This window comes from Methylosinus sp. RM1 (genome assembly GCF_011378635.1).
Lineage (GTDB): Bacteria > Pseudomonadota > Alphaproteobacteria > Rhizobiales > Beijerinckiaceae > Methylosinus > Methylosinus sporium.
The window spans coordinates 67,112-89,218 of the sequence record NZ_WOVC01000006.1 but is presented as its reverse complement, the minus strand read 5'-3'; the positions used below and the strand labels follow the sequence as shown (position 1 = coordinate 89,218).

Genomic DNA, 22,107 nt, shown 5'->3' with positions numbered 1-22,107 from the left:
GAGCGAGAGCGGGATTCGTCACTCGAAGGCGGTCTGAAAGCGCACGATCGCTCGCGCCACCGGCCGAGTCGGCAGATAGCAGAAGGAATTGGTGGCGATCTTCGCCTCCTTGCAATGCGCGTGGTCGGCGTTCCATTCATAGCCGAGCCGCTCCATGCAGCCGACGATGTGATCATGCAGCACGCGGCTGTTCTTGTGCCGCTCCTGGGGCAGCTTGCTCTCGCCGTCGAGCTCGCAATCGGTGACGTCGATCTTGAGCCCGGCGAAATAGCGCCCGCTGCTGCTGCTGGTGACGAAGACGAGCTCGGTCGCGACAATGAAGGCGAGGCCGATGGCGAAGGCGACGCGCGCCTTGAACTTGCTGTCGAAATAATCGATCCCGATGAAGGAGAGGCCGCCGATTGCGAGCAGCCCCCCGCCCAGAATGAGCGTCAGCGGCGCAACGAAGGCGGAAATGTCCTCATTCATCGGCAAGTCTCCCGTCTTTTCCCGACGGGGCGCCGCCTTCCCCTCTGTCTCGAGGTCAAATGGAGCATATCCTCCGACCGGCAAGCGCCCCGCAAAGGCGAACGGCGAGCTTAGCCTCGCCCCCGCGTCGCTTCTATTCGAATCTCAGCTGGAACGCCGTGATCGTGCGGTCGAAGCCGGCGACCGGCAGATAGCAATAGGGATTGGTGGCGACCGGCGCATCCTTGCAGTTGCGATGCGTCGGCGACCATTCATAGCCGGCCTCCTGCATACAGGCGAGAATGTGCTTGTGGATGATCTGGACGTCGACGCCGAGGCGCGCCTCCGGATGCGCCGATTCGCCCTCGAGCTCGCAGGCGGAAGTCTGCACCTGCTGCGCCTTGAAAAAGGACACGCTGCTGCCGGCGAGCACGACCTCGAGCGCCGCGAGAATAATCGCGCCTGCGACGAGCGCCGCGACCGCCTGAAGGCGCGACTTCAGAAATTGGATGTCGATGAAATAGAGGCCGCCGGCGGCGATCAGCGCGCATCCGATGACGAGGGCGAAAGGGGTGACGAAAACCGAGAGATCCTGATTCATCTGTTTCCTCCTGCATATAGGCGCGCGAGCGCCCGGGTTCGCCGATCTCGCCGATCGTCGGACATAGAGCAGGAGTCATCAGCCTTTTCGGCGGTTATAGGGGGCACCCCATCCCCTGGCGCGCCGGCTATCGCCCGCGCGCCCTTATGTCATAATTCGATACCTAAAGCCGGCGAGGTCGTCAACGCCGGCCGAGGCGCTCACTTCGCGTCGGCGAAGCCCAATGGCTTTTCGGCGGTTCGCGCCGGCGCCGGCTCCGAGCGCGTCGCGGCGGCGATGGTCACTCCGGCGTCATTGCCGGCGGCGGCGGCGATCGCCTCGGGCGTGTCGCTGAGAAAAGCGGCGAGCTCGTCGGCGCCGCGCGCCGCGACCTCGGCGAGCGCCTTTTCGTCGAGCAGCGTCCAGGGATCGCCCACGCCCTTCACGGCGACCTCGTCGGTGAGACGATGCGCGCGCCGTCCGTTGCGGTCGAAGACGTCGAACACATAAGCGAAGCGCGTCGCCCCTTCGGCGCCGGCATAGGCGGTGAGATAGCCGCGCAGACGATAGGCGGCGTCCGGCTCGACGGCGGAGGCGATGTCGCGACTCTCGGCGGCGCGGGCGAAAGCCGGACGGAAACGCGCGAGCGCATCCTCCGGCGCGCCTTCGAGACTGGCGAGCGTGATCGGCGCGCCGCGCGGGCTGACGCCGGGACGCGGCGTCGCGCGCCGCCGCTGAGCGAGCTGCTCCGGGCGCGGCTGGCCGATCTCGACCGCCGTATCGACGCAGCCGGCGAGCGCCAGGGCGCCGAGCGCCGCGCAAACGCCGAAGGCGGAGCGTTTCGAATCGCGCATCGTCTTCAATTTCCCCCGCCACATGATGAACGAACTGCTAACAATGATCCGCGATGCGGTCCAGCCCCCGCATTCCCCATAAGCAATTCCCTGTGCGCGGGATTTCGTGCGCGCGACTTCTTTCGCGCCGCGTTTTCGCCTCACTCGCGCCACGGATCGCATCGACGATCGAGCTCACGTTAACCTTGCCGACATTTCGCGCGCCGCATCGGGACGCGACAAGCTTTCGTCAAGGTTGACGGAACCTTCGCTTAACCCCTGCGCGGATAGGACTGGCGACGACAGCCGTCGTCAGAGGAGATTCGAGGTCATGGCCGAGGACTTGGCATTGCTTTCCGCCGCGCGCGCCCTGCGCTTCGCCGTCGCCGTTCTGGCGGCTGTCTCGCTCTCCGCCTGCGCCAAGAACGCCGAGGATGAGAACGCCGCGCTCGCCGGCGCCAATGGCCGCGGCGGCTATGCGGCGCCCGGAAGCCCGCAGGATTTCGTCGTCAATGTCGGCGACCGAGTCTATTTCGAGACCGATTCGAGCGAACTGACGCCGACGGCGCAGGCGACGCTCGACAAGCAGGCCGACTGGCTGCAACGCTATGGCCGCTATTCCTTCACCGTGGAAGGCCATGCCGACGAGCGTGGCACGCGCGAATATAATTTCGCGCTCGGCGCTCGCCGCGCCGAGGTGGTGAAGAGCTATCTCGCCTCGCGCGGGCTCGCCGCGGCGCGCATCCGCACGACCAGCTTCGGCAAGGAGCGGCCGGTCGCGGTCTGCGACGACATTTCCTGCTGGTCGCAGAACCGCCGCGCCGTCACCGTGCTGTCGGGCGGCAATTCTTGACCCGCAAAATGCGCCGAGGCCCCTCCCCGGCGCTTGCATCAGCGGCCGTGATGCGGCATTGAGAGCCCCGACGGCGCGCCGTCACCGCAGGAGTGTAGCTCAATCGGCTAGAGCACCGGTCTCCAAAACCGGGGGTTGGGGGTTCGAGTCCCTCCACTCCTGCCAGTCTTGCGGGCTTCCACTCCAGCCGAACTCCGAGACGGCGACGGGCGGCGCCTCTCGACGCAGGTGAGAATCGCGAGCCTTCGGCCGAGTTCCGCGCGCGTTTCGTAATCGGGATCGTTTCGATGCGCCCTCTCCTCTCGGCGGCCTTCTGCCTCGTCTTTCTGATCGTCGCCGGCGCGGCTCGCGCATGTGGCGGAGGCGACCCCTCTCCCGAGCGCTGGGCGCTCGATCAAAAGGGCTACGCCGGTCTAGGCGCCATGCCCTTTCTCAATCCCGCCAATGACAGTAGGCTCAATCTTCTCTTTTTGATGATCGACGGCGATCCGAAGCTGCGGCCCGAGGACGAGGCCGTCTCGAAAGGCGTCGAAAAGATCGACTTCTATTCCTCCGTGCTGTTTCCGCGGCCCGATTTTACCGACGCCTGCCGAACCGCCGCCGCCGCGCGACGCGGGAAAGACGGGGCGCAGAGCGCCTTCGCCGACGGCGAGGGAACGCGCTGCGTCTCGATGGAGTCCGGGCGTATCGCTTTTGCGGCCGCGGTCGAGGCCGAGCCTGCGCTTTCCCCCGAGGAGCGCCGGGCGCTGACCGCGGCGCGCGCCGAGATCGCCCCCTCCTGCCGCGGCAAAAAGCCCGACTCCGCCGCTCTTCCGGCCGCGCTCGCGCAAATCGCGCCCTCCGCCGCGACGGCGCAAGAATTCGCCTCCTATCTCGCCGGCGCCGACGCTTTCTACGAGGGCGATTTCGATTCTGCGCTGGCGCGTTTCGGCAAGCTCGATTCGGCGCGCAACGCCTGGCTGCGCGAAGCGGCGCGTTACATGACCGCCCGCGCCTTGCTCAACAAGGCGCAGATCGGCGCCTTCGCCGATTTCGACGGGACCGCCGCGCCCAATGTGACCGATCGCGCCACGCTGACGGCGGCGCAGACGGCGTTTCAGACCTATCTCAAATCCTATCCGGCGGGGCGCTACGCCGCTTCGGCGCAGGGCCTGTTGCGGCGCGTCTATTGGCTGGCGGCGGACGAGGAGCGTCTTGCGGCCGAATACGGCCGACAGATCGCGCAAGAGAGCGGCGCGAGGACCGGTCTCGACGGCGTCGATCTGGTGCAGGAGATCGACGCCAAATATTTGACCGCCGCCAAAGATCATGAGAGCCGCGATCCGATCCTGCTGGCGACGCAAGATCTGATGAAGCTGCGCGCCGACGGCGCCGAAAAGAGTCTCTCCGCCGCTGCGCTCGACGCCGAGGCGTCCGTCTTCGCCGGCCGCGAGGAATTGTTCGGCTTTCTGAAAGCCGCGCGCGCCTATTACGCCGATCGCGATTTCTCGGCGACGCTGCAGGCGCTCGGAGCGCCCAATGCGACGCCGCGCTCCTATGTCGCCTTCAGCCGCGAGGTTTTGCGCGGTCAGGCGCTGATGGCCTCCGGGCAATTTCCGGCGGCGATCGAGCATTGGACGAAATTGCGCGGGACCCTCGCCAATCCCTTGTGGAGAGAAGCGGTCGAGCTCGGCCTCGCCATGAGCTATGAGCGCGCCGGCATGGCCAACAAGGTCTTTTTGCCGGAGACGCGGCTCGCCTCGCCGCGCATTCGCGCGATCCTGCTGCGCCATACGGCGGGGCCGATTCTGCTGCGCATGGCCGTCGCCGATCCGCAGGCGAGCGCGGAAGAGAGAAAGCTCGCCCGATTCCTGCTCCTCTACAAGGAGGCGACGCGCGGCCAGTATGCGAATTTCCTGCGCGACTTCTCGCCCGAGGGCCTCGCCGAGGACGACGCCGCGGCGCCGGACGTCTCCGATCTTCCCAAATCGGCGATCTTCCTCTCGTCGCCCGCGAACGAGTCGTACAAATGCCCGGCGCCCAAAGCGGTGGTCGCCGAACTCGCCGCCGATCCGCGCTCGTCGCATGGGCTGCTCTGCCTCGGCGATTTCGTCCGCCGTTCCGGCTTCGCCCGCTTCGACGCCTGGCGTCCCGCCGCGGATGAATTGGGCGGCGCCAAAGCCATCTTCCCCGGCGAGCCCTTTTCGCGCGGCGACGTCTATCAGCGGCTGATCGCCGATCCGGCGACGAAAGACGCCGACAGAGCCTATGCGCTCTATCGCGCCATCAATTGCTATGCGCCGGCGGGCAGCAACGACTGCGGCGGCAAGGACGTCGACAAGGCGCAGCGAAAGGCGTGGTTCCAGACGCTGAAATCACGTTATGGCGCGACGCAATGGGCGCGCGGCCTGCAATATTACTGGTGACGAAAGCGGTCTTTCTCCTCGCGCTCGGCGCCCTGCTCGCGGCCTCCGCCGCCGCGGCCGGCCCTCGCGTGCAGGCGGCGGATTACGACGCCTTCTGGCTCTGGGCCGGCGTCAGAGGGCGCGCCGAACTCGCTGCGGCGAAGACCATCTATCTGCATTCGGGCGAGATCGGGCCAGATCGCAACGGCTTTGTCCGCATGAAGGCGCAAGGCGTCACCGAGCCCGGCCCGCACAAAGCGACTCTCTGGCTCGTCTATCGCGTGCGCAGCCTCGATTGGCCGCCGCAGATCGTCGCCCAGATTCGCCGTCGGCTCGAGGCCTGGCGTGCGCAGCCGGGCCCTGTCGCCGGCGTGCAGATCGATTTCGACGCGGCGACGCGCGGCTTGCAGAATTATGCCGCCTTTTTGCGGGCCTTGCGCCGGGAACTGCCGGAGAGTTGCGCGCTCGGCGTTACCGGCCTCATGGATTGGGCGTCGCAGGCCTCGCCCGAGGATTTGAACGCGCTGGCCGGAAGCGTCGACGAACTCGTCTTTCAGACCTATCGCGGCGCGCAGACGGTCGAGAATATCGACGCCTATCTCGCGCGGCTCGGTCGGCTCCGCATTCCCTATCGCCTCGGCCTCGCCGAAGGGGCGGAATGGTCGCCGCCGCGCGCTCTGGCGCAACGCCCGAATTTTCTCGGCTATGTCGTCTTCCTGCGCAATCGCGGCGCGTCGATCGCACGGTGAAGCCGGGCCGAAAGCATGACGGCGCCCGGCGTCGAATGCGCGGCTGAAAATATCTCCTTCGTTTCACGCGGGTTTCCATTCGCCGGCGGCCATGGGGTAGGCTTTCTGCGCGGAAGGGCTATAAGTCGCCGCATTCCTCCTCCGCCAACCGACTGGTCTTCCGTGCAACGCCCCAAGCTCGATTCCTTCCGCCGCATCGTCGTCAAGGTCGGCTCCTCTCTGCTCGTCGATCCGCGCGAGGCGAAGGTGAAGCGCGAGTGGCTGGCGCGGCTCGCCGGCGATCTCGCCTCCCTGCATCGTCGCGGCGCCGATGTTCTCGTCGTGTCCTCGGGCGCGGTGGCGCTGGGACGCAGCGTGCTCGGCCTGCCCTCCGGCCCGCTGCCGCTGGAAGACAGCCAGGCCGCCGCCGCCGTCGGGCAGATCGCCCTCGCCCGCATATGGGCGGAGACTTTGGGCGAGATCGGCGTCACTGCGGGGCAGATTCTCGTGACATTCGGCGATACGGAGGAGCGCCGCCGCTATCTCTACGCGCGCGAATGTCTGACCCGTCTGCTGGCGTTGCGCGCCGTGCCGGTCATCAACGAGAACGACACCGTCGCCACTTCCGAAATTCGTTATGGCGACAATGACCGCCTCGCTGCTCGCGTCGCGACGATGGCGAGCGCCGATCTCTTGGTGCTGCTCTCGGATGTGGACGGGCTCTACACGGCCCCGCCGGCGAGCAATCCCGATGCGAAACTGCTCGAGATCGTGCCGCGCGTCACGGCGGAGGTGGAGGCGATGGCCGGCGGCGCCGCCTCGCAATTTTCGCGGGGCGGAATGCGCACCAAGATCGAGGCGGCCAAGATCGCGACCACGGGCGGCGCGCATATGGTCATCGCCGACGGCCGGGTCGAGGCGCCGCTCTCGCGAATCGCCGCGGGCGGGCCTTGCAGCTGGTTCTTGACCCCCTCCACGCCGGTGACGGCGCGAAAAAAATGGATCGCCGGCTCGCTCGAGCCCAAGGGCGTCGTGCATGTGGACGAAGGCGCGGAACGCGCGCTCTTCTCCGGCAAGAGCCTGCTGCCGGCCGGCGTCACCGCTCTGGAAGGCGGCTTCGCGCGTGGCGATTGCGTCGTGATCCGCAATCCTTCGGGCGGCGAAATCGGCCGCGGTCTCGTCACTTACGACGCGCTCGATGCGGCCCGCATCATCGGCCGCTCGTCCCGCGACATAGAAGGGCTGCTCGGCTTCAAGGGCCCGGACGAGATCATCCACCGCGACGACATGGCGCTCGCCGGCGACTGAGCCGGCAAAATCTCGGGCTCGACCGCAGCCGCAGCCCTTGTGAGAGCGAAAAAGCGCTCCCATATTTCTGGCGCCACGCCCGCGAAGAGGGCTGGTTCCAACTGGGAGAGACACATGTCACCCGAAGAACGCCAACTGCTCGCCGGTTTGTTCGAGCGTACGCGCAGCGCCTCCGGCGCTCAGCGCGATCAGGAGGCGGAGAGTTTCATCGCCGAGCAGCTGAAGTCGCAGCCCGGCGCGCCCTATCTGCTGGCGCAGACGGTGCTGGTGCAGGATCAGGCGCTGCAGGCGGCCAATCAACGTCTGCAGGAGCTGGACAGCCGCGTGAAGGAGCTCGAGAGCCGTCCGCAGCAGTCCGGCGGATTTTTGGGCGGCTTGTTCGGCGGCGCTCAGCGCCAGGCCCCGCCCCCGCCGCGTCCCGCCCCGCCTCCGGGCTACGGCCAGCAGCCCGGCTACCCGCAGCAGCAGGGCGGCCCCTGGGGCGCGGCTCCGGCCGGGGCGCCGGGCTATGCGGCCCCGCCTCCCGGCTACGCCCCGCAGGCCTATCCGCCTCAGCAGGCGGCGGCGGCCCCCGGCGGCGGCGGCTTCTTGAAGGGCGCGCTGGGCACGGCGGCCGGCGTCGCCGGCGGCGTGCTGCTCGCCGACTCGATCCGCGGCCTGTTCCACGGCGGCGGCATGGGCGGCGCGGGGAGCAATCTCGGCATCGGCTCGGGCTTCGAGCACGCGAGCAGCGGCGGCGACACGATCATCAACAATTACTACGGCGACCAGGGCGGCTATCCCGACGCCGGCTATGGCGGCCCGGAGCCCAGCGCCCCCGATGTGCAGAGCGCCGATTACGACACCGATGTCGGCGGCTATGACGACGGCGGCGGGGACGGCGGCTTCGACGTGTGAGCCGCCTTCTCCGAGGCGAGAATTCTCGAGCGGCGCGCTCCCGAGCGCGCCGCGATTTTTTTGGCGCATCGTTGAGCCTCTGTTAACCAAGCTGAGCCAGCCTTCCCCAGTTGAAATCGTCAGCGTCTCCCGGTTCGTCGAATTATCGATTCTCGAGGAGAGAGCTATGTCGCTATTCTTCACCACGCTTGTTTTTTTGGTCGGTTTCGCCTTCGTCGGGCAAAGAGAAGCGCTCGGCGCGCCACAATCTCCGAAATCCACGTCGGCTTCGGCCTCCGATCCTCTCGTTTGGCTGCCGCCGGCGGAGATCGCCGCCAGAGTTTCCGCGCCGAAGGATGTGACCGCATCGATCGACAAGGAGCGCCGCCCCACGCCGATCGACGCGGCGGCGTTCGAGGAACTGCGGGCGGAGGTGTCGGCCCTTCGCCGCGCCGTCGCTTCTCTTCCCGCGGCTGCGCCGACGCTCGGCGGCGTCGTCAAAGCGATCCAAGGTCTGGAAAGGCGTCTCGCCATCATCGAAACCCGCCGCGCCTCGACGCGCGGCTCTTCCTTAAGAGCGTCAAATCCGCTTTGACGCGCCCGAGGATTGCCGTCGCCTCACGGCAATCCTCATCTTTATGCAATTTGCCTTCGAATGATCGTTTCGTCGCGCGCCGCATCGAACGCCGCAAGAAAATCGGCGATCTTGCGATAAAGCTCCCGTTGAGCCTCCCTCCGGTCCTTCTCGCAAGGCTTCATGCGCGCGCCATGCGTCGCGTCATTGTGGTCGAAAGACCGCCCGAAAATTTCGTCGAGCCGATGCCAGCGCCATTTGCCGGGCTCGATGCGATCCTCGAAACCGAATATCCCTTCACCGCCGACCGGATGCGCGCGGCCGATGAACGGATAGAGCTGCGAAATCGTATTGACCACGCCGTCGTTCTCTCGCCAGAGCGCCATCGTCAAATCGCCGCTTCCCCAATCCGGCGTCGGAGGCGCCGAAAACTCCGGCCGTGTCGCGATATAGGCGGCCGAGTCCCGCATCGTCAGATCCATGGTGCGATCGGGGCGATGCCGCGCGCTCAGAAACTGCAAATTAAAAAACCGTTCCTCGCGCGTCGCGGAGGAAACCAATGCGAGATAGAGACAATTCTCGAATGTCTCCATCGTCTGATTGAGGCGCGCGGCGCCGTGCAAGGTGACGTCGAAGCCCAGATTGTCGCCGCTCTCGACGAAGCGGGTCGCATCCAGCCGCCTCAAGAACGCCGCGCCGCTGTCGTCCTCATGCGCCCAATGATCGAGATGCAGATCATAGAGGCGCGATGCCCCGACGCTGGACAAAGCGGAAACGACGGCGAGCGCGCCGGCAACCAGCGCGCTCGGCAGCAGTTTCGGCTTGCCCTGCTCTTCGTCGCAATAACGATAGGCGAGCGTCGAGCCATTGAGCGGGCCGGAGATGGCGACGATCGCCTCCACCCAATCGGCGCTCGACCCGACGCCCCAGAAATCCCGAGCCAGAAGATTTTGCAGCATCCGGCAGGTCTGAGCGCCGGCGCTGTGGCCGATCAGTATCACCGGATTGTCGGCCGACCAGCCATCGACGAAGCCGCGGCCGGCGTAATCGCGCGAGAAACGCGCATGGCCGGCGCCGGCGCTATGGCTCTCGCCATAATCGATGCGCGCGCCGACGATCTGCGCGAATAGCTCGCAGGCGCAATCATGGACCGAATTGAGCGGCCCGCATTTGGCGAGATGGGTGCGAAAGCGCGGCGCAAATTGCGCCGGAGCGTCGCCCCAATAGGGAAGCCCGCCGAGATCATTCGGCCCCCAACCCATCAGGCCATGGACGAAAACGACATTGCTCGACTTCATCGACACCCGCCTCGTCGATCGCGGTGACCCGCAAGCTAGCAGGAAGAGCGTCACGCGTCATGGCGACGACGAGACTCTGATCGCGAGCGAGCCACGAATCGCCAATTCGGCGTCAATTCAGCAATTCGTCACATGTCGCGTGGCGGCGCGCCGAACCGCATAAATATGATATTGAATATTCTAATATGAGACTTGATTTAAATCTCTGATTATAATATCAACTATCGCATAGTTTCATGTATGCATGAATTTTTACGTTCTGTATCTATGCTATCGTATTATATGTTTCCGAAAATGTCTTTTATTTAAGCACAAATATTCTGCTGATACCGCATGATAGCTTCATTTTTCTGTCACCATGAAATTACGGCACACGCCTTGCTGTGAAAGAACCGACGTCGAAACTGTTTTTGGTCTTTGGACCGCAAGAGCGTCGGCGTGTCGCGCTTTGCTTTGCGAAGCGCGACACGCCACGCGTGCGGCAGCCGCGAACGAAGCGACGTCACAAGATAAAATCCAGCGGAGGAAACATGCCTATCAGTCTCGCAACCAATGCGTCGACCGACGCATTGAAGGTCAATCGCGCGCCGGTCGGAATCGAGCCGCAGGAAGTCCATAAATGGCTGCAGAGCTTCAATTGGGACTTCAAGCAAAATCGCACGAAATACGCGACCAAATACCGTATGGCGAACCAGACCAAGGAGCAGTTCAAGGTCATCGCCAAGGAATACGCCCGCATGGAGGCGGCCAAGGACGAGCGCCAGTTCGGCACGCTGCTCGACGGCCTCACGCGCCTCGGCGCCGGCAATAAGATTCATCCTCGCTGGGGCGAGACGATGAAGGTGATCTCGAACTTCCTCGAGGTCGGCGAATATAATGCGATCTCCGGTTCGGCGATGCTGTGGGATTCGGCCACCGCCGCCGAGCAGAAGAACGGTTATCTCGCGCAGGTGCTCGACGAGATTCGTCACACGCATCAATGCGCTTTCATCAACCACTATTATTCCAAGCATTATCACGACCCGGCCGGCCATAATGACGCGCGCCGCACGCGCGCCATCGGCCCGCTGTGGAAGGGCATGAAGCGCGTCTTCTCCGACGGATTCATCTCCGGCGACGCCGTGGAATGCTCGATCAATCTGCAGCTCGTCGGCGAAGCCTGCTTCACCAATCCGCTGATTGTCGCGGTGACGGAATGGGCTGCCGCCAATGGCGACGAGATCACGCCGACGGTTTTCCTCTCGATCGAGACGGACGAACTGCGCCATATGGCGAACGGCTATCAGACGATCGTCTCGATCGCCAATGATCCGGCGGCGGCCAAATATCTCAACACCGATCTCAACAACGCCTTCTGGACGCAGCAGAAATATTTCACGCCGGCGCTCGGCTATCTGTTCGAATATGGCTCCAAGTTCAAGGTCGAGCCCTGGGTGAAGACCTGGAACCGCTGGGTCTATGAGGATTGGGGTGGAATCTGGATCGGACGTCTCGGCAAATATGGCGTCGAGAGCCCGGCTTCGCTGCGCGACGCCAAGCGCGACGCCTATTGGGCCCATCACGATCTGGCGCTCGCCGCTTTCGCGCTGTGGCCGCTCGGCTTCTCGCGCGTGTCGCTGCCGGACGAGCAGGACCAGGAATGGTTCGAGGCGAATTATCCCGGCTGGGCCGATCACTACGGCAAGATCTACAATGAGTGGAAGCGGCTCGGCTACGAGGATCCCAAGAGCGGGTTCATCCCCTACGCTTGGCTGCTCCAGAACGGCCACGAGGTCTATGTCGACCGCGTGTCGCAGGTGCCGTTCATTCCGACGCTCGCCAAGGGCACGGGCTCTCTGCGCGTTCACGAATACAACGGCCACAAGCATTCGCTGACGGATGATTGGGGCGAGCGCCAGTGGCTGTCGGAGCCCGAGCGCTACGAGGCCCAGAATCTGTTCGAGCAATATCTCGATCGCGAGCTTTCGGACGTCATCGCCGAAGGCCATGGCGTGCGCTCCGACGGCGTCACGCTGATCGCGCAGCCGCATGTGCGTGGCGACAATTTGTGGACGCTCGAGGATATCAAGCGCGCCGGCTGCGTCTTCCACGATCCGCTGGCGAAGTTCGACTGATCCTCGCCCGTCGCAACCCTGACTTCGCCGGACGCTCGCGCCCGGCGAAGCGAGCCCCCCCTCGAGGAGGACTCCCGAGACTTTCAGAGCCGGAATTTCGGAACTGATCGATGCTGCTTTTTTCGGCTGGCCGAGCAGGTTGCGCGTCCCGCGCGCCGCTTCTCGACCCCGCCGAACGCTACCCTCTACCTCACAGACTCGCCCTCTGGAGATTGTCTTCAGAGGGCCTTTTTTCGTGTGCGGGAGCCCGAAATGCTCCGGGCTGGGCGGAGCCCGATACTGCAAAATCGCCCCCGCCCGACAGCGCCCCCACCTTGCGCACCGCCCGCATTCCCCGTAACACCCTGCACCCATGTCCGACGCATTCCGCCCCAGATCCGACTTCCTTGCGACGCTCATCGCGCGCGGCTTCGTCCATCAATGCTCCGATTTCGAGGGGCTGGACGAAAAAGCCCGCTCCGGCGAGTTGGTTTCCTATGTCGGCTTCGACTGCACCGCGGCCTCGCTGCATATCGGCAATCTTTTGTCGATCATGCTGCTCTCCTGGCTCCAGCGCACGGGCGGCAAGCCGCTGCCGCTGGTCGGCGGCGGCACCACGCGGGTCGGCGACCCTTCCGGCAAGGACGAGAGCCGCAAGCTGCTCTCTGTCGAGACGATCGACTCCAATAAAGCGGCGATCCAGAAGACCTTCGCGAAATTCCTCACCTTCGGCGCGGGCAAGACGGATGCGATCCTGCTCGACAATGCCGAATGGCTGACCAAGCTCAATTACATCGATTTTCTGCGCGACGTCGGCCGGCATTTCTCGGTCAATCGCATGTTGTCGATGGATTCGGTGAAGCTGCGGCTCGAGCGCGAGCAGGAGCTGTCCTTCATCGAATTCAACTATATGTGCCTGCAGTCCTATGATTTCGTCGAGATCGCCAAGCGCTATGGCGCGAGCCTGCAAATGGGCGGCTCCGATCAATGGGGCAACATCGTCATGGGCGTCGATCTCGGCCGCCGGCTCGGGACGCATCAGCTCTATGCGCTGACCGCGCCGCTGCTCACCACCTCCTCCGGCGCCAAAATGGGCAAGACGGCGGCGGGCGCCGTCTGGCTCGACGCCGCCATGCTCGCGCCCTACGATTATTGGCAATATTGGCGCAATACGGAGGATGCGGACGTCGTCCGCTTCCTGAAGCTGTTCACCCTCCTGCCTCTGGACGAGATCGAGAAGCTCGCCGCGCTCGGCGGAGCCGAGATCAACGAGGCGAAGAAGATTCTCGCCACCGAGGCGACCGCGCTTCTGCATGGGCGTGAGGCGGCCGAGCTCGCCGCCGAGACGGCGCGCCGCACGTTCGAGGAAGGCGCGCTGGCGCTTTCTCTGCCCAAGGTCGCAGTGGCGGCGAGCGAGGTGGCTGCGGGGATCGGCGTGCTCACCGCCTTTGTGAAAGCCGGGCTCGTCGCCTCCACTGGCGAGGCGCGGCGGCAGATCAAGGCCGGCGGCCTGCGCCTCAATGACGCTGCGGTGACGGACGAGAAGGCCGTGCTATCGGAGAAGGATTTCGCCGAGGGCGTCGCCAAATTGTCGCTCGGCAAGAAGAAGCATGTGCTTCTGGAGCGCGGCGAGGAATAGGACTCGTTCAGCGCGGCGCCGGCGCGCTCTCGGGCAGCCGGCCCGTGCCGGTTCCGTCGATGACGCCGAAGACCTTGCGCAAGAGGCCCGGCGCGATCACCGACAGCGGATTGACGGTCAGCACCGGCGCGCTGAAAGCGCCGCTGACGCGAAAGCTCACCGCGAAGACGCCCTCGTGCTGGCCGCCGGCGAGCATCAGGCCGATGACCGGAATATTCGACACGAGATTATTGAGCCCATAGGCCGGCACGAAAGATCCCGACACGTCGATGCGGTCGCGCGCCATGTCGATATAGCCGTCCACCGTGAGGCCGATGTCGGTTCCCGACATCACCGCATCGCGCAGATTGAGCCGCCCGTTCGCCCAGGTAAAGGCCGCTTGCACGCGCGCGAATTTCACCGAATCCGGGTCGAAATGCGCGGCGCCCTTATCGTCGACGCGTGCTGCGCCCTGCATGACGAGCTGGCGAATGGCCGGCTCGTTCTGCAGATAGAAATCCTGAATGCGCATCGTGCCGTCGGAACGGCCCGGATTGAGCAATAGGGTCGCCGACAGCGCGCCGCTCTCCATGCGATGATAGAGATCGAGGAAGGATAGAAAGGCGCCGCCGTCGCTGGTCGAGAGATCGATCTGCGGCGCGCCGCTCGGATGGCGCGTCAGCATTGCGGCGAAAGGCTCGCGGCCGAAATTGCCGGTCAGCGACAATTGCCGCGGCTTGCCACCGCGCCGCTCGAAGCGAAGATCGACATTCGAGAGGATCTGCTTGCCGTGTCCGGTGACGATCGGCGATTTGAGATCGAGATCGAAGTCGTCGCTCGTGGGCGGCTTGCCCGCGGCCGCGGCGGCGGCCGGCTCGGTCGAAGGCTGGGTGAGGTAACGCAGCAGCGGCCGCGCATCGATATTGGCGCCGCGCACGACGAGCTTCAGCCCCTCGCCGCTGCGCGTCGCCTCGAGACGCATATCGTCGCCGGGCGAGAGCTTCGCCTGGGCGAGCTTGGCCGAGCGCAGCGCTCCGTCGCGAGCGAGCTCGACGACGCCGGAAAATTGCTGCGGCCCCGCCTCCGCCTGCAATTGCTCGAGCGCCGAGCCGTCCGGCCGCTTCACCAGAGTGAAGCTGGCGCGCCCGGGCTTGCCGGTCGCTTTGGTCACACCGGGTAGAGGGTGATCGAGCGCGGCTTTGGAGAAATCGATCTCGAATTGCGATTCGGAATCTTCGATCGGCAGCTTGGTCTGCACCTGCACGCCGACGACGCCGGAAACGCCGTTGAACCCATAGCCGGCGCGTTGGCGCGCGGCGTCGTCGAGCGACAGCGACAATTGCGCCTGCGCCTGTCCCTTTTCGCCGGCGGCGCGGCGCAGATCGAGCGTCACCGGCGCGCCGAACACGCGGCCCGCGCCGGTGACGCGCAGCCCCTCGCGATCCGAGATCAGCCGCAGAGCCGCGTTCTCCAGCCGCTCCTTGCCGATGAAGCGCTCCATGGAGAGATTGGTCGTCTCCGCGTCGACCGTGATGCGCGTATGCTCTTCTTTCGCCGACAGCCCGAGCTCGAAATCGATGCGCAATTTGCCTTCGATCTGGCCTTTGAGCTGATTGGCGTCCATCGGCAGGCTGGCGGCCGGGGCGACGCTCTTCAGGGAAAGTATGTCGGCGACCGCTTCGACGCCGCCGACGAGCTTCAATTCGATCCAGGCGGGCGCAGGATCGGGGCCGAGCGAGGGAGCGCGGAAGACGCCTTCCGTGATGGCGAGCTTGCGGCCCGGCGCGCTCTCCATCACGCCGGAGGAGGCGACGAAAGACACTGTGCGGCCGGTGAGCGCGATATGGCCGTTCATCCCGTTGATCGGCCACAGGCCCGGAACGGCGTCGACGAGCGTCGCATTGTCGAGATCGAAATCGCCGCGCAGCGCCGCATCCGGCGGCGGCCGTTCGTAGCGCCCGGCGATCATCGCCTGCTGGTCGAGATCGGCGGTGAGCGTTCCGCTGCGCATCACGCCGGCCGCGATATGCTCGTCCATCCACATGCGCGTCGGCGCGGCGACCTGCGTCGGCCAGATGCGCAGCACCGAGCGGATCGGCGTCTGCGTCGCGCGGATCGCATATTTGAGATGCGTTCCATCCGGCTGCGCGCCATCGACCTCCGCAGAGGCCGTGGCGTGCACTTCGGGGCCATCGAGGAAGACGCGCTCGACCTTGTATTTCTTGGCGACGAGATCGAGCGTCGCGGTGAGGCCGGCGCTCTCGATCGCCAGCGGCGCCTCGCCATGACGCTCCGGCAGAAAGACGCCCGGCCGCACGAGATCGAAAGAAAGCGCGACGATCCCCGCCCCTTCCGCCGGCGGCGTCAGCGCGCCTTTGAAGGTCAGCCGCGCGACGCCGGTGCGGATCTCGACCGGCTCTATGGCGAGCAGCCGGCGCTCCATGTCCCAGCGGCCGGAGATGGACAGTTCCTGGAGCATGAAAGGCTCGGCGTCCGGCTCTTCGAGCCGGAAAAAGCCCTCGCCGACGGAGAATTTCCCGCTCGCTTCGACGACGCGGCCGTCGCCGGCGAGCGCGAAATGCAGATCGAGCGACAAGGGCGCGTCAGTGTCGAAGGGCAGCGTGCGGGCGCCGGCGGCGAGCGCGACCTCCTCCATGGAGAGGCCGCGCAGCCGCGCGTCGAGCGAGCGCCGCTCGCCCATCGCGCCCTTGGCTTCCACTTCGGCGCCGACATGGCCGGAAGGGCCGGTCGCGCCGAGACGCAATCGCCGCGCGCCGACGATCCTGTCGAAGCTCAGCGCCAGATCGTCATAGACGATGGTCTTGTCCAGCGTGCGATCGTCGATGACGAGACGGGCGTTGGAGACGCCGATTTTGTCAATGGCGGCGACGGGGCTCTCTGGATCGACGATGAAATTCATCACCGCGCGCAGAGCGCCGGCGGCCTGCCGCAGCGAGGGGACGGGCGCGGCCGCGGCGGACGCCGCCTGCGGCTCGGCGGTCGGCTCCGATTGCGGAGGCGGCGCGTCCAGCGGAATGGCGACGGGATCGGCGCCGGGCGCCGAGATCGCCACCACGCCGTTGGGAAGCACCTCCAGCCGCAGCTCGAGGTCCAGCACGTCGAGCCGGCGCGGCGTCAGGCGGCCGATGAGCAGCGATCGCGGGTCGACCGACAATTGCGCGCGCGGCGCGGCGAGAACCGTGCGTTCGCCGTCCTTCACGGCGAGGCCGTTGACCGTGAAAGTGAGGCCGTGATCGGTGCTGGCGATCGCCACCGAGCTCAGCCCGAATTGATAGCGATGCGAATAGAGATCGTCGAGCGCCTCGACGATCTTGGGCGCGAGCCAGTCGGAGGCGATGGGGCCGCGAGCGAGCGCGGCGAAAAAAGCGCCGACGGCGACCACGACGACGAGCAGCGTCGACACCGCCATGACGGAAAGACAACGCAGCGCGCAAAAGCCGCGCAGCCGGATCGCGGTGCAGCCGCGCGGGAAAAACCCCAATAAAATGCGCGAGGCCCGCGTTTCGACCGCCGGGCTCTCGTCTATCCTCTGCGTCAAACGCCAGCCCTTCGGTTGCACCGCGCGGGTCCGCGCGCGCCGGCGCCGAATCTGCACGTCGTCGAGAAGATCACAACTCGAATGGCGCGCAACTGGGGATTTCTACCAGAATCTCTTGCGGAGCGCGCCATCCTCTGCATCCTGCCGATTGTAACGGCGGATGAGACGAAAGGAAGGCGCAGTGACCGAAGCGAAGAAATCCACAGGCTTGCGCGAAGGCGACGCCGCCCCCTCTTTCGAGCTGCCCGGCGCCGGCGGCGAGACGCTCTCTCTTTCCGGCTTTTCCGGCAAGAAGCTGGCGCTCTATTTCTACCCCAAGGACGACACCTCCGGCTGCACCAAGGAAGCGATCGAATTCAACGCTTTGAAAGCGGATTTCGCCAAAGTGAAGACTGCGCTGGTCGGCGTCTCGCCGGATTCGCCGGCCAAGCACGACAAGTTCCGCGCCAAATATGAGCTGACATTCCCGCTCGCCTCCGACGAGAGCAAGGAAATGCTCTCCGCCTATGGGGTGTGGGTGGAGAAGAGCATGTACGGCCGCAAATATATGGGCGTGGAGCGCTCGACCTTTCTGATCGGCCCGGACGGGAAGATCGAGAAAATCTGGCGCAAGGTGAAAGTGCCGGGCCATGCGGCCGAGGTGCTGGCGGCGGCGAAGGGGAAGTAGAGCCCCTCGCCCGAGGCGGCTCTATTGAACCTGCGCTCGTCTAAACCTGCACTCTTCCTGAGACGCCCATTTTTAAGGGTCGCCGGCGCGAGGAGCTGGTTTTGACCAGTTTTCTCGATCCTCGATCGACGATGGGCGATTTGCGCAAGCGCAGCCAAATGGCGTTGTGCGGCTCGCGTCCCATTGTTACGCTTCGAAAATGGCTATTCCCGATTATCAATCATTGATGCTCCCGGTCCTTTCAGCCGCTTCGCTGGGCGAAGCTCGTATCGGCGACGTCGTGGAGCGCGTGGCGGAAAGCCTCGCCCTGACGGCGGAGGAGCGGGCGCAACTGCTGCCATCCGGCAGGCAGACCCTTTTCGCCAATCGCGTGCATTGGGCGAAAACCTATCTGAACAAAGCTGGCTTGGTCGAGATCACCCGGCGCGGGCATTTCACAATCACAGATCGTGGAAAGAGAGCCCTGCAATCAAACCCGGGACGTATCGACAACGTGTTTTTGAACCGGTTCGAGGAGTTCCGGGATTTCGTCAAAGGCTCACAGCAAGAAGACGCCGAGGCTGCTCCCGTCGCTCTGTCTCCGATCGAATTTCGATCGCAGACGCCCGATGAGATCATGCGCGAGGCGCATCGTGAAATCGATGCGAGCCTGAGACGCGATCTGCTCGATCGTGTTCGCGGCGCGTCACCCGAGTTTTTCGAGCGGCTGCTCGTCAATCTGCTCCTCGGGATGGGTTTCGGCGGCTCCGTCGCCGACGCTGGACGCGCTCTTGGTCGCAGTGGCGATGACGGCGTAGACGGCGTGATCGATCAAGACGCGCTCGGGCTGGATCGCGTTTACATACAAGCCAAACGCTATGCCGAGGGCAATAATGTCGGCTCGGGAGCGATCCGAGATTTCTTCGGAAGCCTCGATCGGCACAAGGCGACCAAAGGCCTGTTCGTGACGACCTCGCGTTTTTCGGCTTCGGCTATAGAAACGGCCCAATTTCTCAGCAAGCGCATCGTATTGATCGACGGGGACCAGCTCACGAAGCTGATGATCCGATACAATGTCGGGTGCCGAGTAGAAGAGACGCTCGAAATCAAGAAGGTAGACGAAGACTATTTTGAATGATCGGCCTGCGGTCGAGCAGGTAAACCGCCATCTTTTTAAGGCCACAGCGATCACGGCTCCTCCTCGGTCCACGGGAGTTCGATCCGCCGCGTCTACCCTCGCCTCCGCTTGACGCCGCCATCCCGCTCGGCTACGCCGATATACGTTATAACATAACATATGGCGCGCCATGGCCCAGACCCCCGACCCTCGCCTCCCCGTCACCGTCCTCTCCGGCTTTCTCGGCGCCGGAAAGACGACGCTGCTCAATCATGTGCTCAATAATCGCGAGGGCCGGCGCGTCGCCGTCATCGTGAATGATATGAGCGAGGTGAATATCGACGCCGACCTCATCCGCGACGGCGGCGCGGAGCTGTCGCGCACCGACGAGAAGCTCGTCGAAATGACCAATGGCTGCATCTGCTGCACCTTGCGCGACGATCTGCTCGCGGAAGTGCGGCGCCTCGGCGAGGACGGCCGCTTCGATTATCTGCTGATCGAGAGCACGGGCATCGCCGAGCCGCTGCCGGTGGCCAGCACCTTCTCCTTTCGCGATGAGAATGGCGACAGCCTCTCGGATCTCGCGCGGCTCGACACCATGGTCACAGTCGTCGACGCCGCCAGCCTGCTGCAGGACTATGGCTCGAACGACTTTCTGCGCGACCGCGGCGAAGTCGCCGGCGAGGACGACGACCGCACCCTCGTCGATCTCCTCGTCGAGCAGATCGAATTCGCCGACGTCATCGTCCTCAATAAGGCTTCGGCGGTGTCGGAGGAGCGGCTGGCGCTGGTGCGCAAAGTGGTGAAGTCGCTGAACGCCGACGCGCGCATCGTCGAGACCGACTTCGGCGCGGCGCCGATGGACGCCATTCTCGACACCGGCCTCTTCGACGAAGAGAAGGCGCAGCGCCATCCGCTATGGCACAAGGCGCTCTACAGCCCGGAAGAGCATGTGCCGGAGTCGGAGCAATATGGAATAGAAAGCTTCGTCTATCGGGCGCGGCGTCCCTTCCACCCGGAAAAATTCAACGCTTTCATCAATGCGACCTGGCCCGGACTGGTGCGCGCCAAGGGGCATTTCTGGCTCGCCACCCGGCCGAAATGGGTCGGCGAATTCTCGATCGCCGGCGCGATCGCCCGCGTGACCGCCATGGGCTATTGGTGGATCGCCGTGCCGAAGCAGCATTGGCCCGACCTTCCCGATTGGAAGCGCCATTTCGAGCGTAATTGGGACGAGGTCTGGGGCGATCGCCGGCAGGAGCTCGTCTTCATCGGCATCGGCATGGACGAGGCCGCGATTCGCGCTGCGCTCGACGCCTGCCTCGTCGGGCCGCAAAAGCCGAAGCGCTTCGACGCCTCCGCCTATCGCTCGCTCGTCGATCCCTTCCCCGCTTGGGAGAGCGCCGATGCTATGTGACGAAGCCGCCGCCCCGCCGTCGCGGCGCTCCTTTCGCCAGCTGATGCAGCGTCGCTCGATCTGTCTATTGCCGCGCGAGCTGGAGCCGAGGATCGCCGAGGCGCTCGATAGGATGACGCTCGCGCGGCCTGTGCGATTGCGCGTCGCCGGCGCCGAGGAGACCCTGCCACACGCCATCGCCGAGGCTCTCGCCGACGCTGGCGTCGCGCCGGATTGGCTCGCCGAATGGCTGGTGAACGATGCGATGCGCCTCGCGCGCCTCTATCGCGAGGCGACGCGGGCGGGCGAGTTGCGGGTCCGGCTGGAGACGATCGAGGACAACGCCTGCCGGCTGTTCCACGTCGATTTCGTGCGCTTTCGCCTCGTCACCACCTATCGCGGGCCGGGCACGCAATGGATCGCGCGGAGCCCGCAGGCCGATCCGCTCGCGGAGGAGCCAATACGCCGGCTCGAGCGCGGCTGGGTCGCGCTGATGCGGGGCGAAAAGGCGGCGAGCGCCGAGCTCCCCGCTCTGCCGCATCGATCTCCGCCGATCGCCGGGACCGGCGTCGATCGGCTCTTTCTCGCCATAGACGAGGCGCCCTCGAAGTCCTCCTGACGGCGCGCGCTATTGCGCCGGCGCAGCCGCGGCGCGGCCGGCGAGCTGTTTCGTCACCTCGTCGAGCCCTTTCTTCGCCGCGGCGAGATTGGGGTCGAGCGCTAGCGCCTGCTCGAGATCTGGCTTGGCGTGTTCGGGATCGCGCTTGCCGCGATAGGCGTTGGCGCGGTTGAGATAGGCGCGCGCATATTTGGGGTCGAGCCCGACGGCCTTGCTGAAATCGGCGACGGCGCGGTCGAAATCGCCCTTGGCGTGCAAAGTCAGCCCGCGATTATTATAGGCGATGGCGAGCTTGCCGTCCTGCTCGATCGCTCTGTCGTAATCGGCCAGCGCATGGTCGAGATCGCCCTTCGCCTGATAGAGCGCGGCGCGATTGAGATAGGCCTGCGCGGATTTGGGCTCGAGCTTTAAAGCCGCGTCGAAATCGGCGAGCGCGCGGTCGAGATCGCCCTTGGCGCGCCAGGCGCGACCGCGATTGCTCAGCGCGGCGGCGGATTTCTTGTCCAGCTCCAGCGCCTTATCGTATTCGACGATGGCCTTGTCGAGATCGCCTCTACTCTGATAGGCGCCGCCACGGCCGAGATAGGCGGCCGGAGATTTCGGCTGTGAGGCGACGAGATTGTCGTAATCGGCGAGAGCATGGTCGAAATCGCCCTTGGCGCGATAGGCGGCGGCGCGATCGGCCAGAGCCGCCGCCGAATTGGGATCGATCTCCAGCGCCTTGTCATAATCGGCGAGCGCGCGCTCATAATCGCCCTTGGCGTGATAAGCGCCGCCGCGATTGACGTGAGCAGCCACGCGGTTCGGCTTTATCTCCTTGTCGCCGCGGGCGATCACCTCGCTACAGCCCTCGATGCGCTTGTCGGGATCGGCGGCGCGGCAGCCGGCCCAAGCGTCGCCCTTGGCGTATGCCGCGTTGGAAAAGACGAACAGCGCCGCCGCGAGAGCGAAGCGGGCCGCAAGATGAAACGGCGTCGAGGCGAAAGCGAGAGGCGCCATGTGGCCAGGGGCTCCTATTGTCGAGTATTCCGCTATGATTTCATTTCGACGCTTCGAGGGCAATGGGAAAAAACCGAGCCCGCGCCGGAACCGCAGCGACGCGAACGGCGGCGCCGACGACTTCGAGACGCGCGGCCGCCGCGATTTTTGGCCTTGCAGTGCGGCTAAGGCGCAGCTCC

Annotated in this window: 18 protein-coding genes, 1 tRNA gene and 1 riboswitch; of the genes, 13 read left to right on the top strand and 6 right to left on the bottom strand. The window is 65.1% G+C overall.

Going from position 1 to position 22,107, the window contains the following annotated elements; translation table 11 throughout:
• Window positions 1-18 precede the first annotated feature (18 nt).
• From FMZ75_RS05810 to FMZ75_RS05800, 3 genes are all read right to left on the bottom strand, one after another.
• A complete protein-coding gene (locus FMZ75_RS05810) occupies window positions 19-468 on the bottom strand; it encodes a hypothetical protein (RefSeq protein ID WP_166141669.1) in 450 nt (149 codons plus the stop codon).
• A 133-nt stretch (window positions 469-601) separates the two neighbouring features.
• Window positions 602-1,048 carry a hypothetical protein gene (locus FMZ75_RS05805; protein ID WP_142863777.1) on the bottom strand — a complete coding sequence of 149 codons (447 nt, stop codon included), beginning with the start codon at window positions 1,046-1,048 and terminating at the stop codon, window positions 602-604.
• Window positions 1,049-1,110: 62 nt separating this feature from the next.
• Window positions 1,111-1,173, bottom strand: a riboswitch (Fluoride riboswitch).
• Between the two features lie 75 nt (window positions 1,174-1,248).
• Window positions 1,249-1,881, bottom strand: coding sequence for a hypothetical protein (locus FMZ75_RS05800; RefSeq protein ID WP_246728791.1), 633 nt, complete (start codon window positions 1,879-1,881; stop codon window positions 1,249-1,251).
• 310 nt (window positions 1,882-2,191) lie between these two features.
• On the opposite strand from FMZ75_RS05800, the gene pal reads away from it, so the two are divergent.
• From pal to FMZ75_RS05765, 7 genes are all read left to right on the top strand, one after another.
• The gene (gene pal, locus FMZ75_RS05795) at window positions 2,192-2,713 is read left to right on the top strand and encodes a peptidoglycan-associated lipoprotein Pal (RefSeq protein ID WP_142863779.1); all 522 of its coding nucleotides are present in this window, start codon (window positions 2,192-2,194) and stop codon (window positions 2,711-2,713) included.
• An 88-nt stretch (window positions 2,714-2,801) separates the two neighbouring features.
• Window positions 2,802-2,878 (top strand) — tRNA-Trp (locus FMZ75_RS05790).
• 122 nt (window positions 2,879-3,000) lie between these two features.
• Complete coding sequence (locus FMZ75_RS05785) at window positions 3,001-5,118, top strand: hypothetical protein (protein ID WP_166141667.1); 2,118 nt, start codon at window positions 3,001-3,003, stop codon at window positions 5,116-5,118.
• Window positions 5,088-5,846, top strand: coding sequence for a DUF3142 domain-containing protein (locus tag FMZ75_RS05780; protein WP_166141666.1), 759 nt, complete (start codon window positions 5,088-5,090; stop codon window positions 5,844-5,846). Before FMZ75_RS05785 ends, FMZ75_RS05780 begins: the two co-directional genes overlap by 31 nt.
• Window positions 5,847-6,008: 162 nt before the next feature.
• Entirely contained in the window at window positions 6,009-7,133 is a 1,125-nt protein-coding gene (proB, locus tag FMZ75_RS05775; protein WP_166141665.1) for a glutamate 5-kinase, read from the top strand.
• 114 nt (window positions 7,134-7,247) lie between these two features.
• Window positions 7,248-8,030, top strand: a complete 783-nt coding sequence (locus FMZ75_RS05770; protein ID WP_166141664.1) for a DUF2076 domain-containing protein — start codon at window positions 7,248-7,250, stop codon at window positions 8,028-8,030.
• A 166-nt stretch (window positions 8,031-8,196) separates the two neighbouring features.
• The gene (locus FMZ75_RS05765; RefSeq protein WP_166141663.1) at window positions 8,197-8,604 is read left to right on the top strand and encodes a hypothetical protein; all 408 of its coding nucleotides are present in this window, start codon (window positions 8,197-8,199) and stop codon (window positions 8,602-8,604) included.
• Between the two features lie 41 nt (window positions 8,605-8,645).
• Here the strand turns inward: FMZ75_RS05765 and FMZ75_RS05760 are convergent, their stop codons facing one another.
• Window positions 8,646-9,881, bottom strand: coding sequence for a hypothetical protein (locus tag FMZ75_RS05760; RefSeq protein WP_166141662.1), 1,236 nt, complete (start codon window positions 9,879-9,881; stop codon window positions 8,646-8,648).
• Window positions 9,882-10,411: 530 nt separating this feature from the next.
• Here FMZ75_RS05760 and mmoX point away from each other — a divergent pair.
• Window positions 10,412-11,995: an aromatic/alkene monooxygenase hydroxylase subunit alpha gene (gene mmoX, locus FMZ75_RS05755; protein ID WP_166141661.1), complete on the top strand. Its 1,584-nt coding sequence runs from the start codon at window positions 10,412-10,414 to the stop codon at window positions 11,993-11,995.
• A gap of 352 nt (window positions 11,996-12,347) precedes the next feature.
• Complete coding sequence (gene tyrS, locus FMZ75_RS05750) at window positions 12,348-13,613, top strand: tyrosine--tRNA ligase (RefSeq protein WP_166141660.1); 1,266 nt, start codon at window positions 12,348-12,350, stop codon at window positions 13,611-13,613.
• A gap of 7 nt (window positions 13,614-13,620) precedes the next feature.
• On the opposite strand, the gene FMZ75_RS05745 is transcribed toward tyrS, so the two are convergent.
• Window positions 13,621-17,172 carry an AsmA-like C-terminal region-containing protein gene (locus FMZ75_RS05745; protein ID WP_370464676.1) on the bottom strand — a complete coding sequence of 1,184 codons (3,552 nt, stop codon included), beginning with the start codon at window positions 17,170-17,172 and terminating at the stop codon, window positions 13,621-13,623.
• A 139-nt stretch (window positions 17,173-17,311) separates the two neighbouring features.
• On the opposite strand from FMZ75_RS05745, the gene FMZ75_RS05740 reads away from it, so the two are divergent.
• The 4 genes from FMZ75_RS05740 (at window position 17,312) to FMZ75_RS05725 (ending at window position 20,929) form a co-directional block, all read left to right on the top strand.
• Window positions 17,312-17,818, top strand: a complete 507-nt coding sequence (locus FMZ75_RS05740; protein WP_166141658.1) for a peroxiredoxin — start codon at window positions 17,312-17,314, stop codon at window positions 17,816-17,818.
• 199 nt (window positions 17,819-18,017) lie between these two features.
• Window positions 18,018-18,935, top strand: coding sequence for a restriction endonuclease (locus FMZ75_RS05735; protein ID WP_166141657.1), 918 nt, complete (start codon window positions 18,018-18,020; stop codon window positions 18,933-18,935).
• A gap of 169 nt (window positions 18,936-19,104) precedes the next feature.
• A complete protein-coding gene (zigA, locus tag FMZ75_RS05730) occupies window positions 19,105-20,331 on the top strand; it encodes a zinc metallochaperone GTPase ZigA (protein WP_166141656.1) in 1,227 nt (408 codons plus the stop codon).
• The gene (locus tag FMZ75_RS05725) at window positions 20,321-20,929 is read left to right on the top strand and encodes a DUF1826 domain-containing protein (protein WP_166141655.1); all 609 of its coding nucleotides are present in this window, start codon (window positions 20,321-20,323) and stop codon (window positions 20,927-20,929) included. The genes zigA and FMZ75_RS05725 overlap by 11 nt, the downstream gene beginning before the upstream one ends.
• A 9-nt stretch (window positions 20,930-20,938) precedes the next feature.
• On the opposite strand, the gene FMZ75_RS05720 is transcribed toward FMZ75_RS05725, so the two are convergent.
• Window positions 20,939-21,928: a lipopolysaccharide assembly protein LapB gene (locus FMZ75_RS05720; protein ID WP_166141654.1), complete on the bottom strand. Its 990-nt coding sequence runs from the start codon at window positions 21,926-21,928 to the stop codon at window positions 20,939-20,941.
• Between the last annotated feature and the right edge of the window lie 179 nt (window positions 21,929-22,107).

What these genes read in the sequence shown, in the direction of transcription:
- FMZ75_RS05810 (WP_166141669.1), bottom strand. Translation starts at nt 468, where the DNA reads ATGAATGAGGACATTTCCGCCTTCGTTGCGCCGCTGACGCTCATTCTG.
- FMZ75_RS05805 (WP_142863777.1), bottom strand. Translation starts at nt 1,048, where the DNA reads ATGAATCAGGATCTCTCGGTTTTCGTCACCCCTTTCGCCCTCGTCATC.
- FMZ75_RS05800 (WP_246728791.1), bottom strand. Translation starts at nt 1,881, where the DNA reads ATGCGCGATTCGAAACGCTCCGCCTTCGGCGTTTGCGCGGCGCTCGGC.
- pal (WP_142863779.1), top strand. Translation starts at nt 2,192, where the DNA reads ATGGCCGAGGACTTGGCATTGCTTTCCGCCGCGCGCGCCCTGCGCTTC.
- FMZ75_RS05785 (WP_166141667.1), top strand. Translation starts at nt 3,001, where the DNA reads ATGCGCCCTCTCCTCTCGGCGGCCTTCTGCCTCGTCTTTCTGATCGTC.
- FMZ75_RS05780 (WP_166141666.1), top strand. Translation starts at nt 5,088, where the DNA reads ATGGGCGCGCGGCCTGCAATATTACTGGTGACGAAAGCGGTCTTTCTC.
- FMZ75_RS05770 (WP_166141664.1), top strand. Translation starts at nt 7,248, where the DNA reads ATGTCACCCGAAGAACGCCAACTGCTCGCCGGTTTGTTCGAGCGTACG.
- FMZ75_RS05765 (WP_166141663.1), top strand. Translation starts at nt 8,197, where the DNA reads ATGTCGCTATTCTTCACCACGCTTGTTTTTTTGGTCGGTTTCGCCTTC.
- FMZ75_RS05760 (WP_166141662.1), bottom strand. Translation starts at nt 9,881, where the DNA reads ATGAAGTCGAGCAATGTCGTTTTCGTCCATGGCCTGATGGGTTGGGGG.
- mmoX (WP_166141661.1), top strand. Translation starts at nt 10,412, where the DNA reads ATGCCTATCAGTCTCGCAACCAATGCGTCGACCGACGCATTGAAGGTC.
- tyrS (WP_166141660.1), top strand. Translation starts at nt 12,348, where the DNA reads ATGTCCGACGCATTCCGCCCCAGATCCGACTTCCTTGCGACGCTCATC.
- FMZ75_RS05740 (WP_166141658.1), top strand. Translation starts at nt 17,312, where the DNA reads ATGAGACGAAAGGAAGGCGCAGTGACCGAAGCGAAGAAATCCACAGGC.
- FMZ75_RS05735 (WP_166141657.1), top strand. Translation starts at nt 18,018, where the DNA reads ATGGCTATTCCCGATTATCAATCATTGATGCTCCCGGTCCTTTCAGCC.
- zigA (WP_166141656.1), top strand. Translation starts at nt 19,105, where the DNA reads ATGGCCCAGACCCCCGACCCTCGCCTCCCCGTCACCGTCCTCTCCGGC.
- FMZ75_RS05725 (WP_166141655.1), top strand. Translation starts at nt 20,321, where the DNA reads ATGCTATGTGACGAAGCCGCCGCCCCGCCGTCGCGGCGCTCCTTTCGC.
- FMZ75_RS05720 (WP_166141654.1), bottom strand. Translation starts at nt 21,928, where the DNA reads ATGGCGCCTCTCGCTTTCGCCTCGACGCCGTTTCATCTTGCGGCCCGC.